This window comes from Desulfosporosinus sp. (assembly GCF_014237355.1).
GTDB lineage: Bacteria > Bacillota > Desulfitobacteriia > Desulfitobacteriales > Desulfitobacteriaceae > Desulfosporosinus.
This window is the reverse complement of sequence record NZ_JABZFS010000020.1, coordinates 1-18228: the sequence shown is the minus strand read 5'-3', so window position 1 is coordinate 18228 and position 18228 is coordinate 1. Positions and strand designations below refer to the sequence as shown.

14 protein-coding genes and 1 pseudogene are annotated in these 18228 nt (G+C 41.2%); 11 read left to right on the top strand and 4 right to left on the bottom strand.

Annotated elements, in window-relative coordinates:
* Positions 1-12: 12 nt before the first annotated feature.
* Complete coding sequence (locus HGJ98_RS04910; protein WP_291349940.1) at positions 13-1377, bottom strand: MATE family efflux transporter; 1365 nt, start codon at positions 1375-1377, stop codon at positions 13-15.
* A 233-nt stretch (positions 1378-1610) separates the two neighbouring features.
* Here HGJ98_RS04910 and HGJ98_RS04905 point away from each other — a divergent pair, with 233 nt between their 5' ends.
* From HGJ98_RS04905 to HGJ98_RS04885, 5 genes and pseudogenes are all read left to right on the top strand, one after another.
* Complete coding sequence (locus HGJ98_RS04905) at positions 1611-1973, top strand: BlaI/MecI/CopY family transcriptional regulator (protein ID WP_291349939.1); 363 nt, start codon at positions 1611-1613, stop codon at positions 1971-1973.
* Positions 1974-3875, top strand: coding sequence for a M56 family metallopeptidase (locus tag HGJ98_RS04900; RefSeq protein ID WP_367142668.1), 1902 nt, complete (start codon positions 1974-1976; stop codon positions 3873-3875). It abuts the gene before it with no gap.
* Between the two features lie 51 nt (positions 3876-3926).
* Positions 3927-4139, top strand: coding sequence for a hypothetical protein (locus tag HGJ98_RS04895; protein ID WP_291349938.1), 213 nt, complete (start codon positions 3927-3929; stop codon positions 4137-4139).
* 380 nt (positions 4140-4519) lie between these two features.
* A complete protein-coding gene (locus tag HGJ98_RS04890; protein WP_291349937.1) occupies positions 4520-5308 on the top strand; it encodes an enoyl-CoA hydratase/isomerase family protein in 789 nt (262 codons plus the stop codon).
* A 218-nt stretch (positions 5309-5526) separates the two neighbouring features.
* A pseudogene (locus HGJ98_RS04885) lies at positions 5527-5717 on the top strand (transposase); the annotation flags it as partial.
* A gap of 293 nt (positions 5718-6010) precedes the next feature.
* Here the strand turns inward: HGJ98_RS04885 and HGJ98_RS04880 are convergent.
* The 3 genes from HGJ98_RS04880 to HGJ98_RS04870 form a co-directional block, all read right to left on the bottom strand.
* Positions 6011-7420: a trimethylamine methyltransferase family protein gene (locus HGJ98_RS04880; RefSeq protein WP_291349936.1), complete on the bottom strand. Its 1410-nt coding sequence runs from the start codon at positions 7418-7420 to the stop codon at positions 6011-6013.
* A 98-nt stretch (positions 7421-7518) separates the two neighbouring features.
* On the bottom strand, positions 7519-8103 hold the full coding sequence (locus HGJ98_RS04875) for a TetR/AcrR family transcriptional regulator (RefSeq protein ID WP_291349935.1): 585 nt from the start codon (positions 8101-8103) through the stop codon (positions 7519-7521).
* Positions 8104-8958: 855 nt separating this feature from the next.
* Entirely contained in the window at positions 8959-10104 is a 1146-nt protein-coding gene (locus tag HGJ98_RS04870; RefSeq protein ID WP_291349934.1) for an FAD-dependent oxidoreductase, read from the bottom strand.
* A gap of 289 nt (positions 10105-10393) precedes the next feature.
* Here HGJ98_RS04870 and HGJ98_RS04865 point away from each other — a divergent pair, with 289 nt between their 5' ends.
* From HGJ98_RS04865 to gyrA, 6 genes are all read left to right on the top strand, one after another.
* Entirely contained in the window at positions 10394-10651 is a 258-nt protein-coding gene (locus tag HGJ98_RS04865) for a hypothetical protein (RefSeq protein ID WP_291349933.1), read from the top strand.
* Between the two features lie 342 nt (positions 10652-10993).
* On the top strand, positions 10994-11857 hold the full coding sequence (locus HGJ98_RS04860) for an AraC family transcriptional regulator (protein WP_291349932.1): 864 nt from the start codon (positions 10994-10996) through the stop codon (positions 11855-11857).
* 245 nt (positions 11858-12102) lie between these two features.
* Positions 12103-12666 carry an HPP family protein gene (locus HGJ98_RS04855; RefSeq protein ID WP_291349931.1) on the top strand — a complete coding sequence of 188 codons (564 nt, stop codon included), beginning with the start codon at positions 12103-12105 and terminating at the stop codon, positions 12664-12666.
* A 71-nt stretch (positions 12667-12737) separates the two neighbouring features.
* Positions 12738-13163 carry a universal stress protein gene (locus HGJ98_RS04850; protein WP_291349930.1) on the top strand — a complete coding sequence of 142 codons (426 nt, stop codon included), beginning with the start codon at positions 12738-12740 and terminating at the stop codon, positions 13161-13163.
* A gap of 204 nt (positions 13164-13367) precedes the next feature.
* Entirely contained in the window at positions 13368-15287 is a 1920-nt protein-coding gene (locus HGJ98_RS04845) for a DNA gyrase subunit B (RefSeq protein WP_291349950.1), read from the top strand.
* Positions 15288-15313: 26 nt separating this feature from the next.
* On the top strand, positions 15314-17734 hold the full coding sequence (gyrA, locus tag HGJ98_RS04840; protein WP_291349929.1) for a DNA gyrase subunit A: 2421 nt from the start codon (positions 15314-15316) through the stop codon (positions 17732-17734).
* Positions 17735-18228: the final 494 nt, after the last annotated feature.

Genomic DNA, 18228 nt, shown 5'->3' with positions numbered 1-18228 from the left:
TCCTTATTTCCTTCAGGACTGTTCCACCGGCTTAGGGGTACTTTTGGGGAGATTTCTCATCTCAAATAGGATAACTGTAACCGTAATCAGAACAGACAAAGTATCTGCTATTGGAGCTGTTCTCCATACTCCCTCGATTCCCCAAATGCGAGGAAGGATGATCAGGAGCGGGATGAACAACAATACCTGGCGGGAAAGACTCAGTAGAGTGGATTGTACAGGTTTACCCACGGCTTGAAAGTAACTGGAACCGAGAATTTGGACACCGATGAAGGGGAGAAGGGCAAAGAAGGTCAGCATCGCATGGACAGTAAGCTCGGTGAGCGGCAGATCCCCCTTGCTGAAAAGCCCCACAATTTGATTAGGCCAGATCCAAATAACGATAAAACCGATTGCGGCCATAATGGTACTGACAAACACCGATTTCTTTAGAGTTTCTTTAACCCGGTCATATTGTTTCGCTCCGTAGTTGAAGCCGATTAAAGGCTGAGCGCCCTGGCTGATACCAACAATGGGCATAAATATGATTGTAGCTATACTCATGATAATCCCTACGGCAGAAAGTGCCAGGTCTCCGCCATAGGCCATTAGAGTTTTATTCAAAATCGTATGTTGAACGCTGTTGGCGATCTGCATGGCAAAGGGAGCAAATCCGATTGAAAGGATTCCCAGAACAATAGGCATTTGCGGCTTAAGATTTCTCAAGTGGATTTTAATCATACTGCGGCCTGAAAAAAAATAGCCAAGGACAAAAAGCGCAGATACGGTTTGACCGCAAATCGAAGCTAAAGCAGATCCTTTAATACCTAAACCGAGTTTAAAGATAAAAATGTAGTTTAAGATCGTGTTGATTACGGCACCAATGATCTGAGTCAGCATAGCATAGCGGGGGTTTCCTTCGGCCCGTATGAAGTTGTTCATACCAAAGGCAATCGAACCGGAGACTGAACCTAACATGATGATATGAGTAAAATCACGGGCATAGGGCAAAACTGTTTCACTGGCTCCGAACAGCTTCAAGACGGGATCAGTGAAAGCCAGATAAAGGGCTGCCAGCAGGAGCGGAAGCAAAATGAGCAAGACAGTGGCATTGCCGACGATCTTTTCAGCTTCTTCTTTCTTTTGTTCGCCAAGGCGGATAGAAATGAGGGCCGTAGCTCCGATGGCAATCAACATGGACGTTGCCATCATGATGATCATAATCGGAAATGCCACCGTTGTGGCGGCAATCCCTACAGATCCCACACCTTGCCCGACAAAAATCCGGTCGACTATATTATAAAGGGCATTGACCAGCATTGCGATAATCGCTGGCAAGGAAAATTTCCAAAGAAGTTTACTGATCTTTTCGTCGCGCATTTCCAAATTCTTATTCATTTTGCAGCTCCTCTAAATATTAAGAATGGGTAATAATGGCGCTTGCATTAGGGCAAGAGATTAATAGTTAGAATTCTCACCTTTAACTAAGCTATTGTATCTGAAAAGTGATCTCGAATCAATTGTAATAATAATAAATTGATTTTGGAGTGGCGATTTGAGTATATTGAAAACTTTTGTCTATTGTGATAGACTATTATTGTCTATTGGAATAGACGAAAGTGAGGGGGATTATGGAACAGTATAAACTGTTTGATGCGGAATTTAAGTTTATGTGCATCCTTTGGGAAGCAGAGCCGCTCAGTGCCCGAAGGCTTACTGAGCTGTGTCAGGAGAGGTTAGGCTGGAAAAGAACCACTACATATACAGTACTGCGCAAGCTGAGCGACCGGGGAATCCTGCAAAATGTGAATTCCCAGGTTTCCTCTATTGTCAAACGGGAGCATGTTCAAAAATATGAGAGTGAAACGGTTGTGGAAAAAGCCTTCAATGGTTCTTTGCCCAAATTCATCGCAGCTTTCCTTGAGGCTAAGACTCTCTCCGCCGAGGAAGCAGAAGAGATGAAGCGACTTATTGACCGTCATAAGGAGGGTTAGATGATGGGCTTATTTTATGAGGATGCGTTTATGACCGTGCTCAATATGAGTGTGACGGCCAGTTATGTGACGCTGGCTGTGCTGGCTGTCCGATTCTTTCTACGCAAGGCGCCTAAACTATTTTCCTATGCTCTTTGGTCGATTGTACTTTTTCGGCTGATTTGCCCTGTCAGCTTTTCCTCCGGTTTTAGTTTATTGGGGCTTATCGGTTCCTACCAAGTCGATAATACCTTTTCTGCTCAGTATATTCCCCGCAAAATCGGGCTGATGGCTGTTCCTCAGGTGAATACGGGAATAGATAGTGTAAACGCCGGAATCAATGCCGCACTGCCTGCGGCAACTCCCTACGCCAGCATAAACCCGATGCAGGTTTGGATTTCTTTGGCCGGTCTGATCTGGCTGGCCGGCATGGTGGTATTGCTTGGTTATGCCATCCTTTCTTATCAACGCTTAGTGAGCCGGATCAGCACCGCAACTTGGGTCGAAGACAACATTTACGAGACGGACTTAATTCAGACCCCTTTTGTCTGTGGCTTTATCAAGCCCAGGATCTATCTGCCTCTCAGGATCACAGGGCGTGAGCGGGAGTACATTTTACGCCATGAGCAGGTTCATATCAAACGCCTGGATTATCTCATTAAACCAATAGCCTATTTTGCCTTGGTGATCCACTGGTTCAATCCGCTGATCTGGTTGTGTTTTTCTTTGTTCAGCAAAGATATGGAGATGTCCTGCGATGAACGGGTTGTGGAAACTGCAGAGACAGGGGAAGTCGTTAACTACAGTTCCTCACTCCTGGCTTTAGCGGCTCAGAAGAAAATGCCCAGTCCAACCCCTTTGGCCTTTGGGGAAAGCAATGTGAAAGCCCGGATTAAAAATATCCTCAGTTATAGGAAACCGCCATATTGGGCATTAAGTGTCTCGCTTATTGCTGTGTTGATTTTGGCGGTGCTTCTGGCCTCCAATCCGATGAATGAACCACAAACATCGTCCCCCCAATCTGCCGCTTCCTTATATAATGTTGAATATTTGCTGAACAACAAAACCTCTTACGTGGGAAATAATTCGAAAGTGGGTGCCCTGCTCAATGAGATGCCACTGCCTGAGGGAATAACCCGCGGCAACTTCGTATTGTCAACGGATAATCCTCCCTATGGTTTGACGTCTTACTACGAGCTGGAAGATGATTCTCTTCAGGTGAGTGAAGATCAGTTCTTGAGAAACTCTATCCTGCTTTTTGCTCTGATCGATAATCTGGATCAGGTGACCCATACCGGGTTCTGGCATAATAAACTGCTTTCTTCCACACCCTTTCAATTCAGCTATACCCGTGCTGATGCTGAGCGGGTGGTTGGCGGGGATGTGAGGCAGTTTGCCAAGGATCCAGAGAGCTTGGAAGAACTGATCGAGGTGGTCAAGCTGCTGGGTTCGGACACAACACAAGCCCAAGCAATACTGAAAGGCTTGGAACTCTACCCTCTTTCTGAAAGAATTATGGTGATATCCCCAATTGCTGCACTGAGGCATTTAACGGAGAGGGAATATCTGGAAGTTGGTACTTCAGAGATAGAGAATCCCTCAATCGATAATTTTCGCAGGCTGGATCTGACTCTTAAAGTACAAGGGCTTGTTGATAGGAAACTTAGTTTTCCTGAGATCACGCAAATAAAGGATGTACTGACAGATGACGTATATTGGTTCTCCAGCAGTTTTAGTCAGAATAATTCCTCTGAAGACTTCGTACACTATTCTACTGAGGTTGTTGTGTATCTCAGAGAGATTGGGGAAAATGGCTTGCGGGACCGACTGAAGAATTTGAATATGGATGTGGCCTATACCAACCAACAAGGGGATAGGGTTGAGCAGAGGTATAATATTGGGGATATTCTGGTGATAAAATAGGATTAATTAATACCAAAGACAATATCAGGCGGAGAATGGGGGAACTTATTTATGGTTTGGCTCAATGTCGATAAACCATTAAGAACGTGTACATTACATACTGATGATAGTTGTATATACTGGATAAAGAAGGGCGAAACAAGTTATAAAGGTTTAGGACATTTGAAACGTGATGGTGGATGGTTAAGCTTTAATGATGAGAAAGAAGCTGTTGTTTACAAAGAAACCAGCTTTCCTAAATATCAGTTAATTGATCATTGCTAATTGCGAGTTCATCCCAAAGGATCGGTTTTCTGGAACAGCCTATTTTGATATTGCCAAGAACCTTACCGGCGCTTGGGCTAGATTGACCGATTTGGTTGAGAGGGTTGAAGGAATAAGATACTTTCTTAATGGATGTTATGAATTAACGGTAGGAAGCGATTTTTGTGAAGATGTACGTTGGAATCACAGAAAATGCAGTTAAGATAATTAGTTAATCTTAGGAGTGGGCCTAAGTGGACACGGTTGAAAACTATGTGAATAAGAACGGAGATAAAAAAGGAAAGGTGTAACCCTAAGCGAAGAGGAATAGAAAAGTTTGGATATATTTAAACCCTATACTCCTCAAAAAATATAGAATATTCAGTTAGGGAGGAATAAAAATGGACCATATCATTGTCGAAACGAAAGATGGGGTTCGCACACTGACACTAAATAGACCTGAGCGGCTCAATGCTGTCAATGATAAACTTAGCTCCGAGATTATCCTGGCAATTAAGGAGGCATCTGCTGACGATGAAGTTCGTATCATAGTGATTACCGGGAGTGGACGAGGCTTTTGTGCAGGTCTTGACTTGAAAGACTATGCAAAGCGAAATCCGGTTGCCGATTCGCGTTATAAAAAACTAGATGAATTGGGGTGGGTTGGTCACCAGGCATTGGGGATTGTACAATGTGACAAACCAGTGATCGCTGCAATTAACGGGATTGCGGCTGGTGCAGGATTCGCGCTAGCTCTAGCTTGTGACATGCGCTTTATGTCTGCGGATGCAAGGGTAACGGCCGGGTATATACGACGTGGACTCAGCCCTGATGCGGGAATGACTTATTTTTTACCGCGGTTGGTCGGGCAGGCAAAGGCTGCCGAATTGATCTTAACTGGTCGGGACATTTACCCCCAGGAAGCGGAACGAATTGGATTGGTGAACGGGATATTTCCGGGTGACGAATTTCAGGAACAGGTGATGAATGTTGCTAGGGAATTAGCGGCAGGACCGCCGGTAGCAATGACTCTTTCTAAAAAATTGCTTACTGCAAGCCCTGACACGGATCTCACAACGATTCTAAAAAAAGAATACGCTTTTATTAAGCAATGTTTTGGAACTAAAGATGTTCAGGAAGGGGTTCAAGCCTTTGCTGAGAAAAGAAAGCCCGTGTTCCGAGGGGAATAGTTAATTTTCTGGTTTTGATGAACCAATCCTTCCGGTACAAAACGATCAACCAATCCTTCCGGTACAAAAAACTACGTGCATCAAAATAAAAAAATAAGTATCAGAGGACAACAACAGATTTTATAGAATATGTGTGTGAACAGATCAGTGGCGTTGGTGCTGTTAGATATAAGAAAATGTTTGGAGAGTATATGGTTTATGTGAATGAGAAGCCCATCCTTTCGGACGATAAGGAATTCGAAAAACTTCTATCCTCTCTCTATGACAAAGAGTGGGTCGTTTACTGCAAACCGCCGTTTAAAAACGCAGCTTGTGTTGTTGAATACCTAGGCCGTTATACTCACGGGTGGCTATATCTAATAAGCGCATCATTAACATCGATAAAGATAAGGTTTCCTTCAAATGGCGGTTTAGTGCTATCTAAATTATCCAAAGTTAGGGAAATTGGATTACCCAATATTTCCAATTTAACATCCTTGAGCTCCTTTAGGAGTTCTTTTTTTCTACCCTAACTTCGGATAATTTGCTATGGATAACGGGAAGGTAAGGTTATTTAAAAATTGAGGATAATAACGTCCAAAGCTCTAACAGTGAGGAATCCAGGGATAATTACAAGGGACTGCTGAGCCCCCAAGAAATTCAGTATTGACTGTTTAAATCTATAACCACTATGTTATCCTCGAAATTGCCAATCAGAATTTATCAGTATTGGCACTTGGACGGTAAATACTGTTGTAATAGCCTTTTCTGCGCTGTACTGCGTTCAGGTAATTGATAAGTAGCTATTCTACTTTCCAAAACTTGATGAACTTTGTAGGCAAGATTGGTTTTCTCGGCATAATCGACTTGAGAAATACCCCACTTATTGAAGATTTTGGTCAGATAATTATCCCGCCGGTACGTATCCATAGAGCCGATGCCAAGAAAACTACCAGCATCCTGCCCGTCGGCAAGAAGTCCCGGTAGTTTAGGGTCGATTTTCATCTCCACCCCCTGGAGCATCCGATTGGTATTACGCATCATCTCTTCGTCGAGAATCGCCTTGTGGAAGCTTCCGCAGGAAAATCCAGCCATAATGCCCGGATAACACCATACCTCATTTACCTCTGTCAGGCTAAATGGAAGCATCGTTGTCAGCAGTGCTTCCATACCTGCCTGATAATCAACAGCAGTTCCGTCACCATAGCTACCGCAAATCGCACAGGGTAAGCTTAAGAATTTGCACAACTCATAAAAGATGACCTGTATAAAAACACCTTCAGTACTGCCATAATTCGGTTGCAAAGTCTGGATATTGCTTATGGTAGAAAACTCACATAAAGAAGTGGGATGTCCTGGGGATTTAAGCTGAATAAAGGCTAACCCCGCCAAGGCCATGGCAAAATCATGGATGACAGTCCCCATGATACTTTCAGGAGCGGTCATAAATCCCAAAGAACAAGGAAAAATGGATATGGCCTGTTGTTCATCAATGGCGGCACAGAGGTTGTCAAGGCATTCCCGGTCATAAGCCAAGGGAGGATTCGGACAGATTCCTTGGGTCATAACAGGCTCATCCCAGACGTCGTAAAATTCACGAACCAACCGAAATGCCCGCCGAGCGCTACCATAGACGTCGCCATTTTGTGAATTGCTGCCGGTAGCTCGCAAACCGATGCTGGGATACTTATCCGAATATTTTAAAACCATGGCCATTTGGGCAATAAATTGGTCCGGGGCATCATTGCCTTCAGGATCGGCACAGCCGGGATTAGCGCAATCGTAAAGGGAAGAGGTCTCATTAATCTGATACATTTTTATGGCATCCTCGATATTACAGCGACGTATAGCTCCAGTATCATCGTCAAGGATGAAAGGCGCATTGCTAAAAGGCGTGGCAGCGACAACTCTCTTTTTAGCAGGCACACTATAGTCCAGTTTCGGAGTAGACTCAAGGGCTGCTTCTATCAAGTGGCGGGGAATAAATACTTTATCTCCTTCAACACGGGCCCCCTGCTTTTTAAAAAGTTCCCTCACGACTTCACTTTCAAAGCGAACACCAACACTTTCGATAATCTCTAAAGCCTGCATATAAGCGTTTTGAATGGTAACATCATCTACAAATTTCCGCATGGGTTCAACCTCACTTTCTTAATCAGTCTTACACTTCTATTTCCGAACCAACTTCTTATTCCATGAATCAAATATTTTAGCTATCATCTAAAAAACTATTATTTTTTTATTGAATCCCAAAAATATTCCCATAACATAGTGATCTTTTCTTTGTATGCTTCAGGTTTTGAATAATGAAATTCACTGAACATTCCCTGAATTATGCTTAAAAATACAACAACACATTTATCTACATCCAGGTTCTTCAATTCACTTGATTTGATTCCTTCCAAAATTACTGGTCTGAGTAATTCATCAACAAATTTCTTTTGGTAGATTATCAGATCATTATTAATTTTTTTTTTGAGAAAACTCGGTGGAAATAAAGCACTTCTCTTCCAAAAAACAACTTCTTCATTATGTTCGTATCCCCGATCAGACCAATCACTATAAAGACAAAACAGTCGTTCTTTTGCTGAGTCAAATTTATTTAATTTTTGATGAAGTACCTTAATGCTATCTAATTTTTTTGTTCTCATATCATTAAATAATTCAATGAAAAGTTGCTCTTTGCTTTCGAAGTGAAAATAGATCGATGGAGTTTTAATATTTACTGCTTTGGCTATGTCTACTAACCTTGTGCCCTCATAACCATTTTTAACAAATAACGATAATGCTGTTTTTTTAATGAGCTCCCTAGTCAATGGATATCACCTACCTAATATTAGTTAGGTTAATTTTATTATTTAATTTTGATATTGTCAACTATACGTAGACCTTTACCATGTTATAACCTCAACTTACTCACCTGTGAATGGTAAAATAAACTGATCGGAATTTGGCCACAAACTGATCGCTTTCATCTTGAAATTATACAGCTTAGCCCTCATGCTGAACGAAGACATAGATAACAAGCATGAGAGGAAGAAAAGATGAAGGAGATTAAAGTGTACAGTCAAATTTAACAACTTAAATCTCAAGGATTTAAGAGAGAACCTATAGCTAAGTTATTGTACCTTCAATTTGAACCCGTAATCCTCAAATGGCTTTGTGAGCATCAATCGATGAGATCTGCACAGATCCATGATAGGCTTTTAGGACATTACAAGATCAAAACAGCAGAGCGAACCACAGACACGTAAGCGGTGAGTCAATTAGCTAATTTGAGTTTGATTGTCTATATCTAAGTAACTATTGTCTGCTGAAAAGACAAACGAGGACAAAGAAATAAAGATAAGGAAAACCCCTCATTCATTTGAACGAGGGGCTACCTATGTCATATTAAACTTGAGTTAGTGGTATTAAGTTTCTAGTTGACTATATTTTAAACTTACCAACAATACGTGAAAGGTTTTCGCCGAGCATTGCCAGCGCCTCTGCAGATTTACTCACTGAAGCCATTGTTGCTGTTTTGCTATTAAGACAATATGTCAATAAATTGGAATGGTGGTGAATCTGTGGCCTAGGCCGTTGCGAAGTACTTCGATCATTACCAAGAATTGTATAGAATAATGCTCCTTGTGCAGCAACTAGTAATTAGGAAGTGTTTTGGTGAGTGGTTAAAACGAGCGTATAAACCAGTATTTTTCGAAAGCAACTTTCGCCCAATAGGCAAGCGTTGTTGGTCGTAGCAACGTTATGAAAGGACGAGGTTTCTTATAATAATGAACTGACGAGTAGCACGCGCGGCCAAACCCAGTATTCATAATACACATGCCTTTTCCTTTATATTGATATTTCGGTTTCAACCCCCTGGATGACAAAATGATATTTCTCGCCACCACATCTGCTTGGGCATGTGCAAAAACTCCTGCTTTTGGAGCATAGGCTCCCATTACCGGTAACCTGATAGCATTCGCATCTCCAATAGCATAAACACTGGGATATCTTGTTTCCAAGGTAAACGGATTTACTTTAACGAAGCCGCGGCTATCTACCAAGTCTGTATCACGCAGCACTTCCGGGGTCCAATGCGGGGCTATACCTAACAATAGATCAGCATGTATTTTTGTTCCATGATCTAAGATCAGGACATTCTTTTCAACTTTTAAAACCTTAGCTTCAGTAATTAGTTCTATACCCTTTTCCTTTAGCATTTTTCTAACACTCTGGCCAACTTTTGGTGGGGCTAAAGGTTCAGGTGAATAATCCGGGGTAACTATCGTAAGTTTAACTTTATGTCGAAACCGACGACTGCGAAAAAATTGATCAAGAAGAAACATTATTTCATAGGGAGCAGGAGGACACTTATAAGGCGCGCTTGAAATGAACAATACGATCTGTCCGGAAGAAAAGTTGTTTAACCTATTATTGATTTTTATGACGTCTTTAAGGTCATATGCATTTAAAGCAAACTCACTGAATCCTGATACTGCCTCCGGATGGTATTCCACTCCAAGAGATATAACAAGGTGATCGTAATATAAATCTCCTTGATTTGTCGTAACCCGATGTCCGGGTAAATCAAGCTTTGTAACCTCACTATTTAAAACTTCAATTTTCTTTCTTCTTAATTGTTTTAATTCACGGGTGATTGTCGAGGGATTTTTCTCTCCGATCATTAAGAGAGGGAAAGACGAAGCGAAATAGTGATTGGTTTCCCGATCAACTACAGTCACTTGCATTGAAGCCCCCATGTGTTTTTTTAGTGCGTTAGCAGCAACTATGCCACCAATTCCGCCGCCAAGAATTAGAGTTTTTTTCATAATTCCACCTCGGAATTATTGTCCCCTAAGGTAATTACTTTATCCTTTTAGAACTCTAGCTGGATTTTGGAGGAAGATCAAAGAAGGACGTTTTCGTTATGGCTTCGATATATTATTTCGCGAGTGTACCGGCATGGCAGTCCAGCTCTATATTTGTTGAGTTCTATGCCGCCGCTGTCTCGATGGGAAAGCGGTTCTCTTTATTGCCCTGGGCGGGAAAGAAGCAGGGAATATAAGAAGAACAGTAACGATCAATATTGGAGCGGCAGTAATACTTCAGGTAGTTGCTATGGTACTGTATTATATACAATTAGGAGCAAATGAAAGTTTTGCCGCTCAAAAAAGTCTTTCTCTCCTGAACAGCATGGGCACAACCATGGCTTTAAAATGGCTGCTCATTCTTCTTGGCTCAGGACTAATGTTCTTACCGATTAAGAAAGCAAACACTAAGGTATTGGCTAGCCAAGCATCAAGCAGGGTCGCAGAAACTGCAGAAGGTACTGTGAGTATCAATACTTACATTGCTGCAGCGTTTTCTATGCAATAATGATTGGTAGTACAGTTGGTTTAAACTAATCTGCAAGGTTTCACATTGTTGAATAAAAAGTTGGGAGAGTGGAGTAATCTCCACTCTCCCTATTTTGTGAGAACACTATATGTAGTGGTTTGGAGCAAAATATAAAAGAAAGATTAAAGATATTGAAATAGGCTTCAGTTTATTAGAGATAACGATACTTGCCAGAACTTATAATAAATGATACTAGACTGTAAACTAATGATTGTGCCGCCAGAATTGATCAGCTAGAACGATTCGATATATGTTGTGTTAAATAAGTCGAGCATCTTTAAAGGAGCTTTGGTATTATGTAGACATTAAAGGGGGGAAATAATGTTAAAGGAATTAAATCATGTGATTGACTATATTGAAGAGCATTTAACCGATGATCTGTCTCTTGAAATAATTTCAGACTATGCTGGGGTTTCTGACTATCACTTTAGAAAGATATTTTTCTATCTATCAGGGGTGCCCCTTAGTGAATATATCAAAAACAGAAAATTGTCAGAAGCAAGCATGGATTTGTTACAGGGAGAAAAAGTAACGGATGTTGCTTTGAAATATGGTTATCAGTCAATGGATGGGTTTACTCGAGCCTTTAAAAAGTGGAGTGGTTTTTTACCCTCAGATGTAATAAAAAAAGGCATCAGTAAATCCTTTCCCAAACTTTCATTTGTAATAACCGTTAAGGGAGGAATTAGTATGGAATTTAGAATTGAAGACAAACCAGCGTTTAATTTAGTCGGTGTAAGTAAACGTGTTCCCATGCAATTTGAAGGTGTTAATAACGAGATTGTAAAGCTTGCACAAAGCATAACGGACGAACAAAGAAAAGAAATGCATTCTCTGCAGAATATTGAACCCTATGAAATAGTCAACGCTTCTTATGAGGCTGACGCTAATTTCTTAAAAGAAGAAGGATATTTAACTCACTTGATAGGTGTTTTAACGACGGAAAGTAAGGTAAGTGATCAATTAGAAAAGGTGCCCGTTGAAGCATATACTTGGGCAGTATTTCCTAATGAAGGACCTTTTCCTTCTACGTTACAAGAAACAATGGCAAGAATTTACTCAGAATGGCTGCCATCTTCCAATTATGAAGTAATCAATGCCCCTTCCTTTTCCTTTACTAAAATGGACAAAGACAAAAAAGATTACGCTTATAGTGAAGTTTGGATGCCTGTTCGGAAGAAGTGACCCCCCACCTACATTACGTTAGAACGAACCCTGTTTTCGCCGAAGGAAAGGGGCTTTCGGCAAGCCCAAAATTTATGTGGATTCATGAACCCTGCCGCGAAGGAACCACCAGGTCCCAGCGGCAGTTTTTTTTGTATTAAGTCACATCTCAATGCAAATTACGAAAAAGTGTGATGCTGATTACAGCTTCTCGACGAATTTAGAGTTATAATTAAGCAATGAAAATGAGTTGGGAGTGAGTTTTTTTGTCGGTAGTTACTAAAACAAAGGAAACTGAACATAAAAAAGTTGCTTTGATAATTCGATACATAACCAAAATGAAGGGTGCCAAAAGGACAACGCCGCTTGTGGCGCCTGTGCCCTTGGATGTGGTCCTTTCCATGATCGGAACACTATTGGGGGTAACCGTCATCGTTCTATTATCTAACAAGTTTAACATTGGTGTTGTGGCATCCTTCGGCGCTTCAGCGGTGATGGTTTTTGGAGTACCTGATGCCCCTATGGCACAGCCGCGCAATGTGATTCTTGGTCACACTCTTTCCGCAACGGCGGCAGTAGTTACAGTGATGATGTTCGGTTTAACATGGTGGTCACCTGCTTTAGGTACAGCTCTAGCCCTTCTCCTTATGCTGCTTACAAAAACCACTCATCCGCCGGGAGGGGCAACGGCTTTATTTGGGGTTATGACTCAGGTTCAACCAGGGTATATTATAACTCCAATGATGACGGGTACGGTAATCCTGGTAATCATCGGGCTTTTAATTAATAACCTATCCCCTAATCGACATTACCCAAGGTATTGGTTTTAAACGAGACACGAGGTTCAAAAGGATTTATCTACATTAAGTGAAAGTGAGTAAAAACAAGAAGGGGGTAACCAATGTTTAAAACAATTTTAGTTCCAACCGACGCTTCCGAAGCCGCACGAAGTGCTTTAATACTTGCCTTAGAAATAGCCAAGAAGTTTGGTTCTCGAATTCTCCTTCTTCATGTGGTGTATACACCCGAGGCCTTGGGTTATACTCTTTCCAGTGGTGTAACTGTACCTCAAGAAGAAGTTAGTATTTATGGCGGAGAGGTTTTAGCGGCAACCTTGATAGGGATTGATACCGGAACAGTTCCTCTTGAAAAGAAGCAAAAACCCGGTCATCCAGCGTCTGCTATACTAGAAGAAGTTAAGAGCTCGGATGTGGACCTTGTGGTTATGGGAAATCGCGGCTACGGACCGATCGCGGGATCAATGCTGGGGAGCGTTAGTCAACGTATTTTAAGTAAAGCAGAATGTCCTGTTATGATTGCAAAATAGATATAGGAGAACGCTTTAGAAAATGATTGCTAAACGTTCTCTTATTTTTTGGTTAGGTTACTCCTATATATAAATGAATTTTTGTTTTTTAGTGGCGAGAGACCCTTTCAATTAGCTTAAGGCTAATTATGGTAGACAAAAGGGTTAAGTAAATGATATTGTACGTATTGTCAATTTATTGTTTTTAAAAGTGTTAGGAGTGAACTGTTCTTGTCAGCAAAGCAGTATAACGCAGAGTCTATTCAGGTCTTAGAAGGGCTAGAGGCAGTCCGCAAACGTCCTGGCATGTATATCGGTTCTACAGGAAGCAGAGGGCTTCACCATCTAGCCTATGAAATCATTGATAATGCCATTGATGAGGCTGGGGCAGGATTTTGTGACCTCATCTCAGTTACTATTAATGTAGATGGATCTATAACCATCGAGGATAATGGACGTGGGATTCCAGTTGATATACATCCAGACAAAAAAATTGCTGCTGTACGGTTAGCCTTTGAAACTTTGCATGCCGGTGGCAAATTTGACGGAGAAACCTACAAAACTTCCGGAGGATTACATGGCGTCGGAGCAAGTGTAGTGAATGCCTTGTGCGTATATGTAACCGTAGATATAAAACGAAATGGAAAACTTTATCGTGTTGAGTATGTCGATGGAGGTAAGCTTAAGTCAGATCTACAGATCGTAGGTAAAAAAATTAAAGGCACTGGAACAACTGTTACGTTTAAGCCGGATCCACTTATTTTCAAGGAAACGACTGTTTTTAAATATGACTCACTAAAAAGCCGTTTAATGGAACTCTCTTTTCTTAACAGTGGACTAACGATTGTTTTAAGTGATCAACGTGGGGAAAAGAAATCGGAAACCTTCTCATCTAAAAATGGTATTATTGGCTTTGTCGAACATTTAATCAAAGAATCCAGCTATTTGCCTGTACATAAAAAACCAATCTATTTTCATGGGGAAAAAGACGATGTGATCGTGGAATGTGCCATACAGTATAATGATGGGGATGATGAATCTCTGCATTCTTATGTTAACAATATCCCTACAGATGAGGGGGGAACTCACGAGTCTGGCTTCCGGACGGCTTTAACCAAAGTATTCAATAATTACGGACGTAAAAACAATCTCTTTAAGAAAGAAGAAAACCTTATCGGGGATGATCTTAAAGATGGTTTAACATGTGTACTATCTCTAAGAGTTAAAGATCCCCAATTTGAGGGTCAGACGAAGACAAAACTTTCGAACATGGAAATTGAGGGAATTGTACAGTCGATAACCAATGAGGGTATCACTCAATTTTTTGAGAATAATTCCTTGACAGCCAAAGAAGTTATCAATCGGGCCTTAACAACCTGCCTTATAAGAGTGGCGGCTAAGAAGGCTAAGGAGCTAAAAAAGAAAGCTCGAGATGCAGAGGTCAAAGCGCTCAGCGGTAAACTTGCAGCCTGCAGTGGGAAAGATAAATCCCGTAATGAGCTTTTCCTTGTTGAGGGAGATAGTGCTGGTGGGTCTGCTAAAATGGGACGTGATCGACGATTTCAGGCCATTCTTCCCCTGCGAGGGAAGGTAATAAATACTTATCGTGCTAAGATAGACAAGGTCTTGGAAAACGAGGAAATTAGGAGCATTATAACCGCCGTTGGCTCAGGTATTGGTAAAGAATTTGATTTAGAAAAAGGCAATTATTCACGTGTGTGTATTATGACAGATGCGGATATAGATGGAGCGCATATTCGCTGCTTATTACTGACTTTTTTCTATAGATATATGAAACCGTTAATTTTAAATGGCAGGGTCTATATTGCCCAATCTCCCTTATATAAAGTGGAGAAGGAACGGGGCAAAGTCATACGCTATGCCTTTGATGACGATGAACTAAAAAAAGAACTTAAGGAACTGGGGAAAACAGCTAAGATTTCTCGTTACAAAGGGCTTGGCGAAATGAATCCAGAACAGCTTTGGGAAACAACCCTCAATCCTGTCAATAGGCGTATGATTCAGGTTACGATTGACGATACTCTAGAAGCAGAACGTAAGCTGAGAATTCTGATGAGTGAGCAAGTTGAGCCAAGACGCGAATTCATGATGGAGAATATCGTCTTTACCAACGATGATATGTAAAGTTTTTTAGGGGGAGATAAGGCCCGATGAATATAACAGAGGACAACATCATTCAGCGTCCACTTGAGGACGTCTTACCGGAAGCTTTTTTAGGATATTCCAAACACGTTATTTTACAGCGGGCTGTTCCTGATGTCAGAGATGGGCTTAAGCCGGTTCATCGCAGAATCTTATTTTCCATGGACGAGATAGGAATGCACACAGATAAGCCGTACAGTAAGTCAGCACGACTTGTGGGAGACTGCATGGGAAAATATCATCCCCATGGCGACTCGTCAATTTACGAATCTGCAGTTCGTATGGCGCAACCTTGGGCAACACGATACCCTATGGTAGATGGTCAGGGGAATTTTGGTTCAATTGATGGAGATAGCGCTGCTGCTATGCGTTACACAGAAATGAGAATGACCCATCTATCTCAGCTTATGACCCAAGACATTGACAAAAATACGGTTCTTTTTAAAGAAAACTATGATCAACGACTTAAAGAGCCTGTGGTGCTTCCAAGTCCTTTCCCCAACCTTTTGGTGAACGGCGGATCCGGAATCGCTGTAGGGATGATGTCGAATATCCCTCCCCATAATTTGCGAGAAGTTATAGCCGGCGTAATACTTCAAATAGATAACCCACAGGTTACGGTGGTTGAACTCATGGAAAAGGTGAGTGGTCCGGACTTCCCCACGGGTGGACTAATTATCGGCACTGAGGGCATTACTAATGCCTATAAAACAGGACGCGGAAAAGTGACCATGCGAGGTAAAGCTACGATTGAGCAGGGCAAAAATGGTAAAAGCTCAATCCTAATTACCGAGATTCCTTATCAAGTTAATAAATCAACTTTGGCTGCTAAGATCGAAACCCTGTCTGATTCTGGTAAGATTGAAGGGATTAGTGAGGTTAGAGATGAATCCGATCGAGAAGGGATACGACTTGTTGTTGAATGCCGCAAAGAGGCTGATCCACTGCAAGTTTTACGCCTTCTGTATAAGCATACTCAACTGGAAGATACCTTTGGGATCATTAACTTAGTGATTACGGCTGAGGGTACTCCGAAGGTTCTAGGTCTGAAAGAAATTAATGCAGCTTTTATTGAACATAGAAAAATCGTAGTCACAAAACGTACAGAATTTGATCTGGAGAAGGCTCGTTTAAAAGCACACATCCTTGAGGGTTTAGTTATTGCTATCAATAACCTTGACGAAGTGATTGCTCTAATTCGTGCTAGTAAAACACCTTCCATAGCCAAGGCCTCCCTAATTACCCGCTTCGAACTGTCGGAGATTCAAGCACAAGCAATTCTGGATATGAAACTGCAAAACCTAACGAACTTTGAATTAGACGGCATCATTAAAGAACATGAAGAGGCCTTGAAACTTATCGCCTACTTAGAAAGTATCTTGGCGGATGTAACTAAAGTTTACGACATTATCAAAAAGGAACTTAAGGATATTGGTGATAAGTATGGAGATGATCGTCGTACCTTTATCTTGCCAGAGGAAATGAGAGAGCAGATCGATCTCAGTTCCTTTGAAGAACCTGAAAGTTTATATCAAGTCATGCTTACAACGAATGGATTTATTAAGCGGATTTCGATCCAAACCAAGCATAAGAAAGACGGTGCCCTGGTTTGTTCTTTTAAGGATGGAGATACCTTAAAGGAAAGGATAACTTGCACTAACAAGGACACGCTTTATTTTTTCACTCAATCAGGGAATTTCTACACCATCAACGCTAAAACAGTCCCAGAAGCAAAGAATAAGGACAAAGGAGGGCCCCTAACGAATCTATGCACATTGCCTTTAGGGGAAAAGGTAGTATCTACTCTTCCTATTAAAGATGTGACTGAAGAGTTATTCTTTGTATTTGTTACTAAGGATGGACAGGTAATGCGGAGTCCGGTGAATGATTTTGTAAATGCTCGCTCATCTGAAGCTATGGGGCTTAAAAGTGAGGACGTTATCCTTAAAGTGTTTCTTAGCGATGGGCAAGGAGAATTATTCCTAGCTACTTATAAAGGACAATCAATTCGATTCTTAGAGACGGAGATAAACCCTATGGGACGAAAATCACGTGGAGTCAAGGGAATGACTCTAGGCAAAGAGGATTGGATTGTAGATGCATTAATGTTAACTGCTTCGGAAGAAAGTTTTCTCGGAGATTTAGTGACAGTGACCGAAAGAGGATTCATAAAACGGACTTCCTTCGAAGAATACAAACCTCAAGGTCGTGCAGGTAAAGGGATTGCTATTAGCAAGATAGATTCAGTTGGTACGGGTTATATCATGGGGGTTAGCCATGTAATAGACGATGACATATTAAACATTATACAACTCAGCGGAATCGTAACTAGACTTGAGATGAAAAAGGTTAAAGCGGAACCCCGGATGAAATCTGGAAAGCAATGGATTCCTGTTATGCAGAATGATTACCCAGTTGGAATAATATAAGGGCGTCAGGGTTGTGTCAGGAGGTATGGAGTTGTTGACAATATGTTGTCATTAACTCCATACCTCCTGACAACCTCTTAATATCTTGTTTGAATCTAAGTACTCTAAAATCTTTCTTTACCTAAATAATAATATTTCCCATAGGACATTCCTCAGAACACTTTAAATTGATTGATAGATACTACGGATGGAATAATAAAAAAACAGTTGACAGCTAAGAATGAAAATGGTAATATAACTGAGTGCCGCAAGGAAAAACAATGGTTAACAGGTAAGGGTTGAATACTTAACTTTGACACCGTTGAGAAAAGCAAAATTAGCTATTGACAACATAAGTTGAAAATGCTAAGATGTGATTCCGGCCTTGAAGGCCAAAGACTTTGGTCTTTGAAAACTAAACAACAAGGACAGCCAATGAGAGAGACTCGAAAGAGTTTCAAAATAAATCATGAGTCAATCATCTTCTTCTAGAAGAAGTGAAATAACTTTTTTTG

Bases quoted from the DNA above. Each gene is read 5' to 3' on its own strand.
- HGJ98_RS04910 (WP_291349940.1), bottom strand. From the start codon at position 1,377: ATGAATAAGAATTTGGAAATGCGCGACGAAAAGATCAGTAAACTTCTT.
- HGJ98_RS04905 (WP_291349939.1), top strand. From the start codon at position 1,611: ATGGAACAGTATAAACTGTTTGATGCGGAATTTAAGTTTATGTGCATC.
- HGJ98_RS04900 (WP_367142668.1), top strand. From the start codon at position 1,974: ATGATGGGCTTATTTTATGAGGATGCGTTTATGACCGTGCTCAATATG.
- HGJ98_RS04895 (WP_291349938.1), top strand. From the start codon at position 3,927: ATGGTTTGGCTCAATGTCGATAAACCATTAAGAACGTGTACATTACAT.
- HGJ98_RS04890 (WP_291349937.1), top strand. From the start codon at position 4,520: ATGGACCATATCATTGTCGAAACGAAAGATGGGGTTCGCACACTGACA.
- HGJ98_RS04880 (WP_291349936.1), bottom strand. From the start codon at position 7,420: ATGCGGAAATTTGTAGATGATGTTACCATTCAAAACGCTTATATGCAG.
- HGJ98_RS04870 (WP_291349934.1), bottom strand. From the start codon at position 10,104: ATGAAAAAAACTCTAATTCTTGGCGGCGGAATTGGTGGCATAGTTGCT.
- HGJ98_RS04865 (WP_291349933.1), top strand. From the start codon at position 10,394: ATGGTACTGTATTATATACAATTAGGAGCAAATGAAAGTTTTGCCGCT.
- HGJ98_RS04860 (WP_291349932.1), top strand. From the start codon at position 10,994: ATGTTAAAGGAATTAAATCATGTGATTGACTATATTGAAGAGCATTTA.
- HGJ98_RS04850 (WP_291349930.1), top strand. From the start codon at position 12,738: ATGTTTAAAACAATTTTAGTTCCAACCGACGCTTCCGAAGCCGCACGA.
- gyrA (WP_291349929.1), top strand. From the start codon at position 15,314: ATGAATATAACAGAGGACAACATCATTCAGCGTCCACTTGAGGACGTC.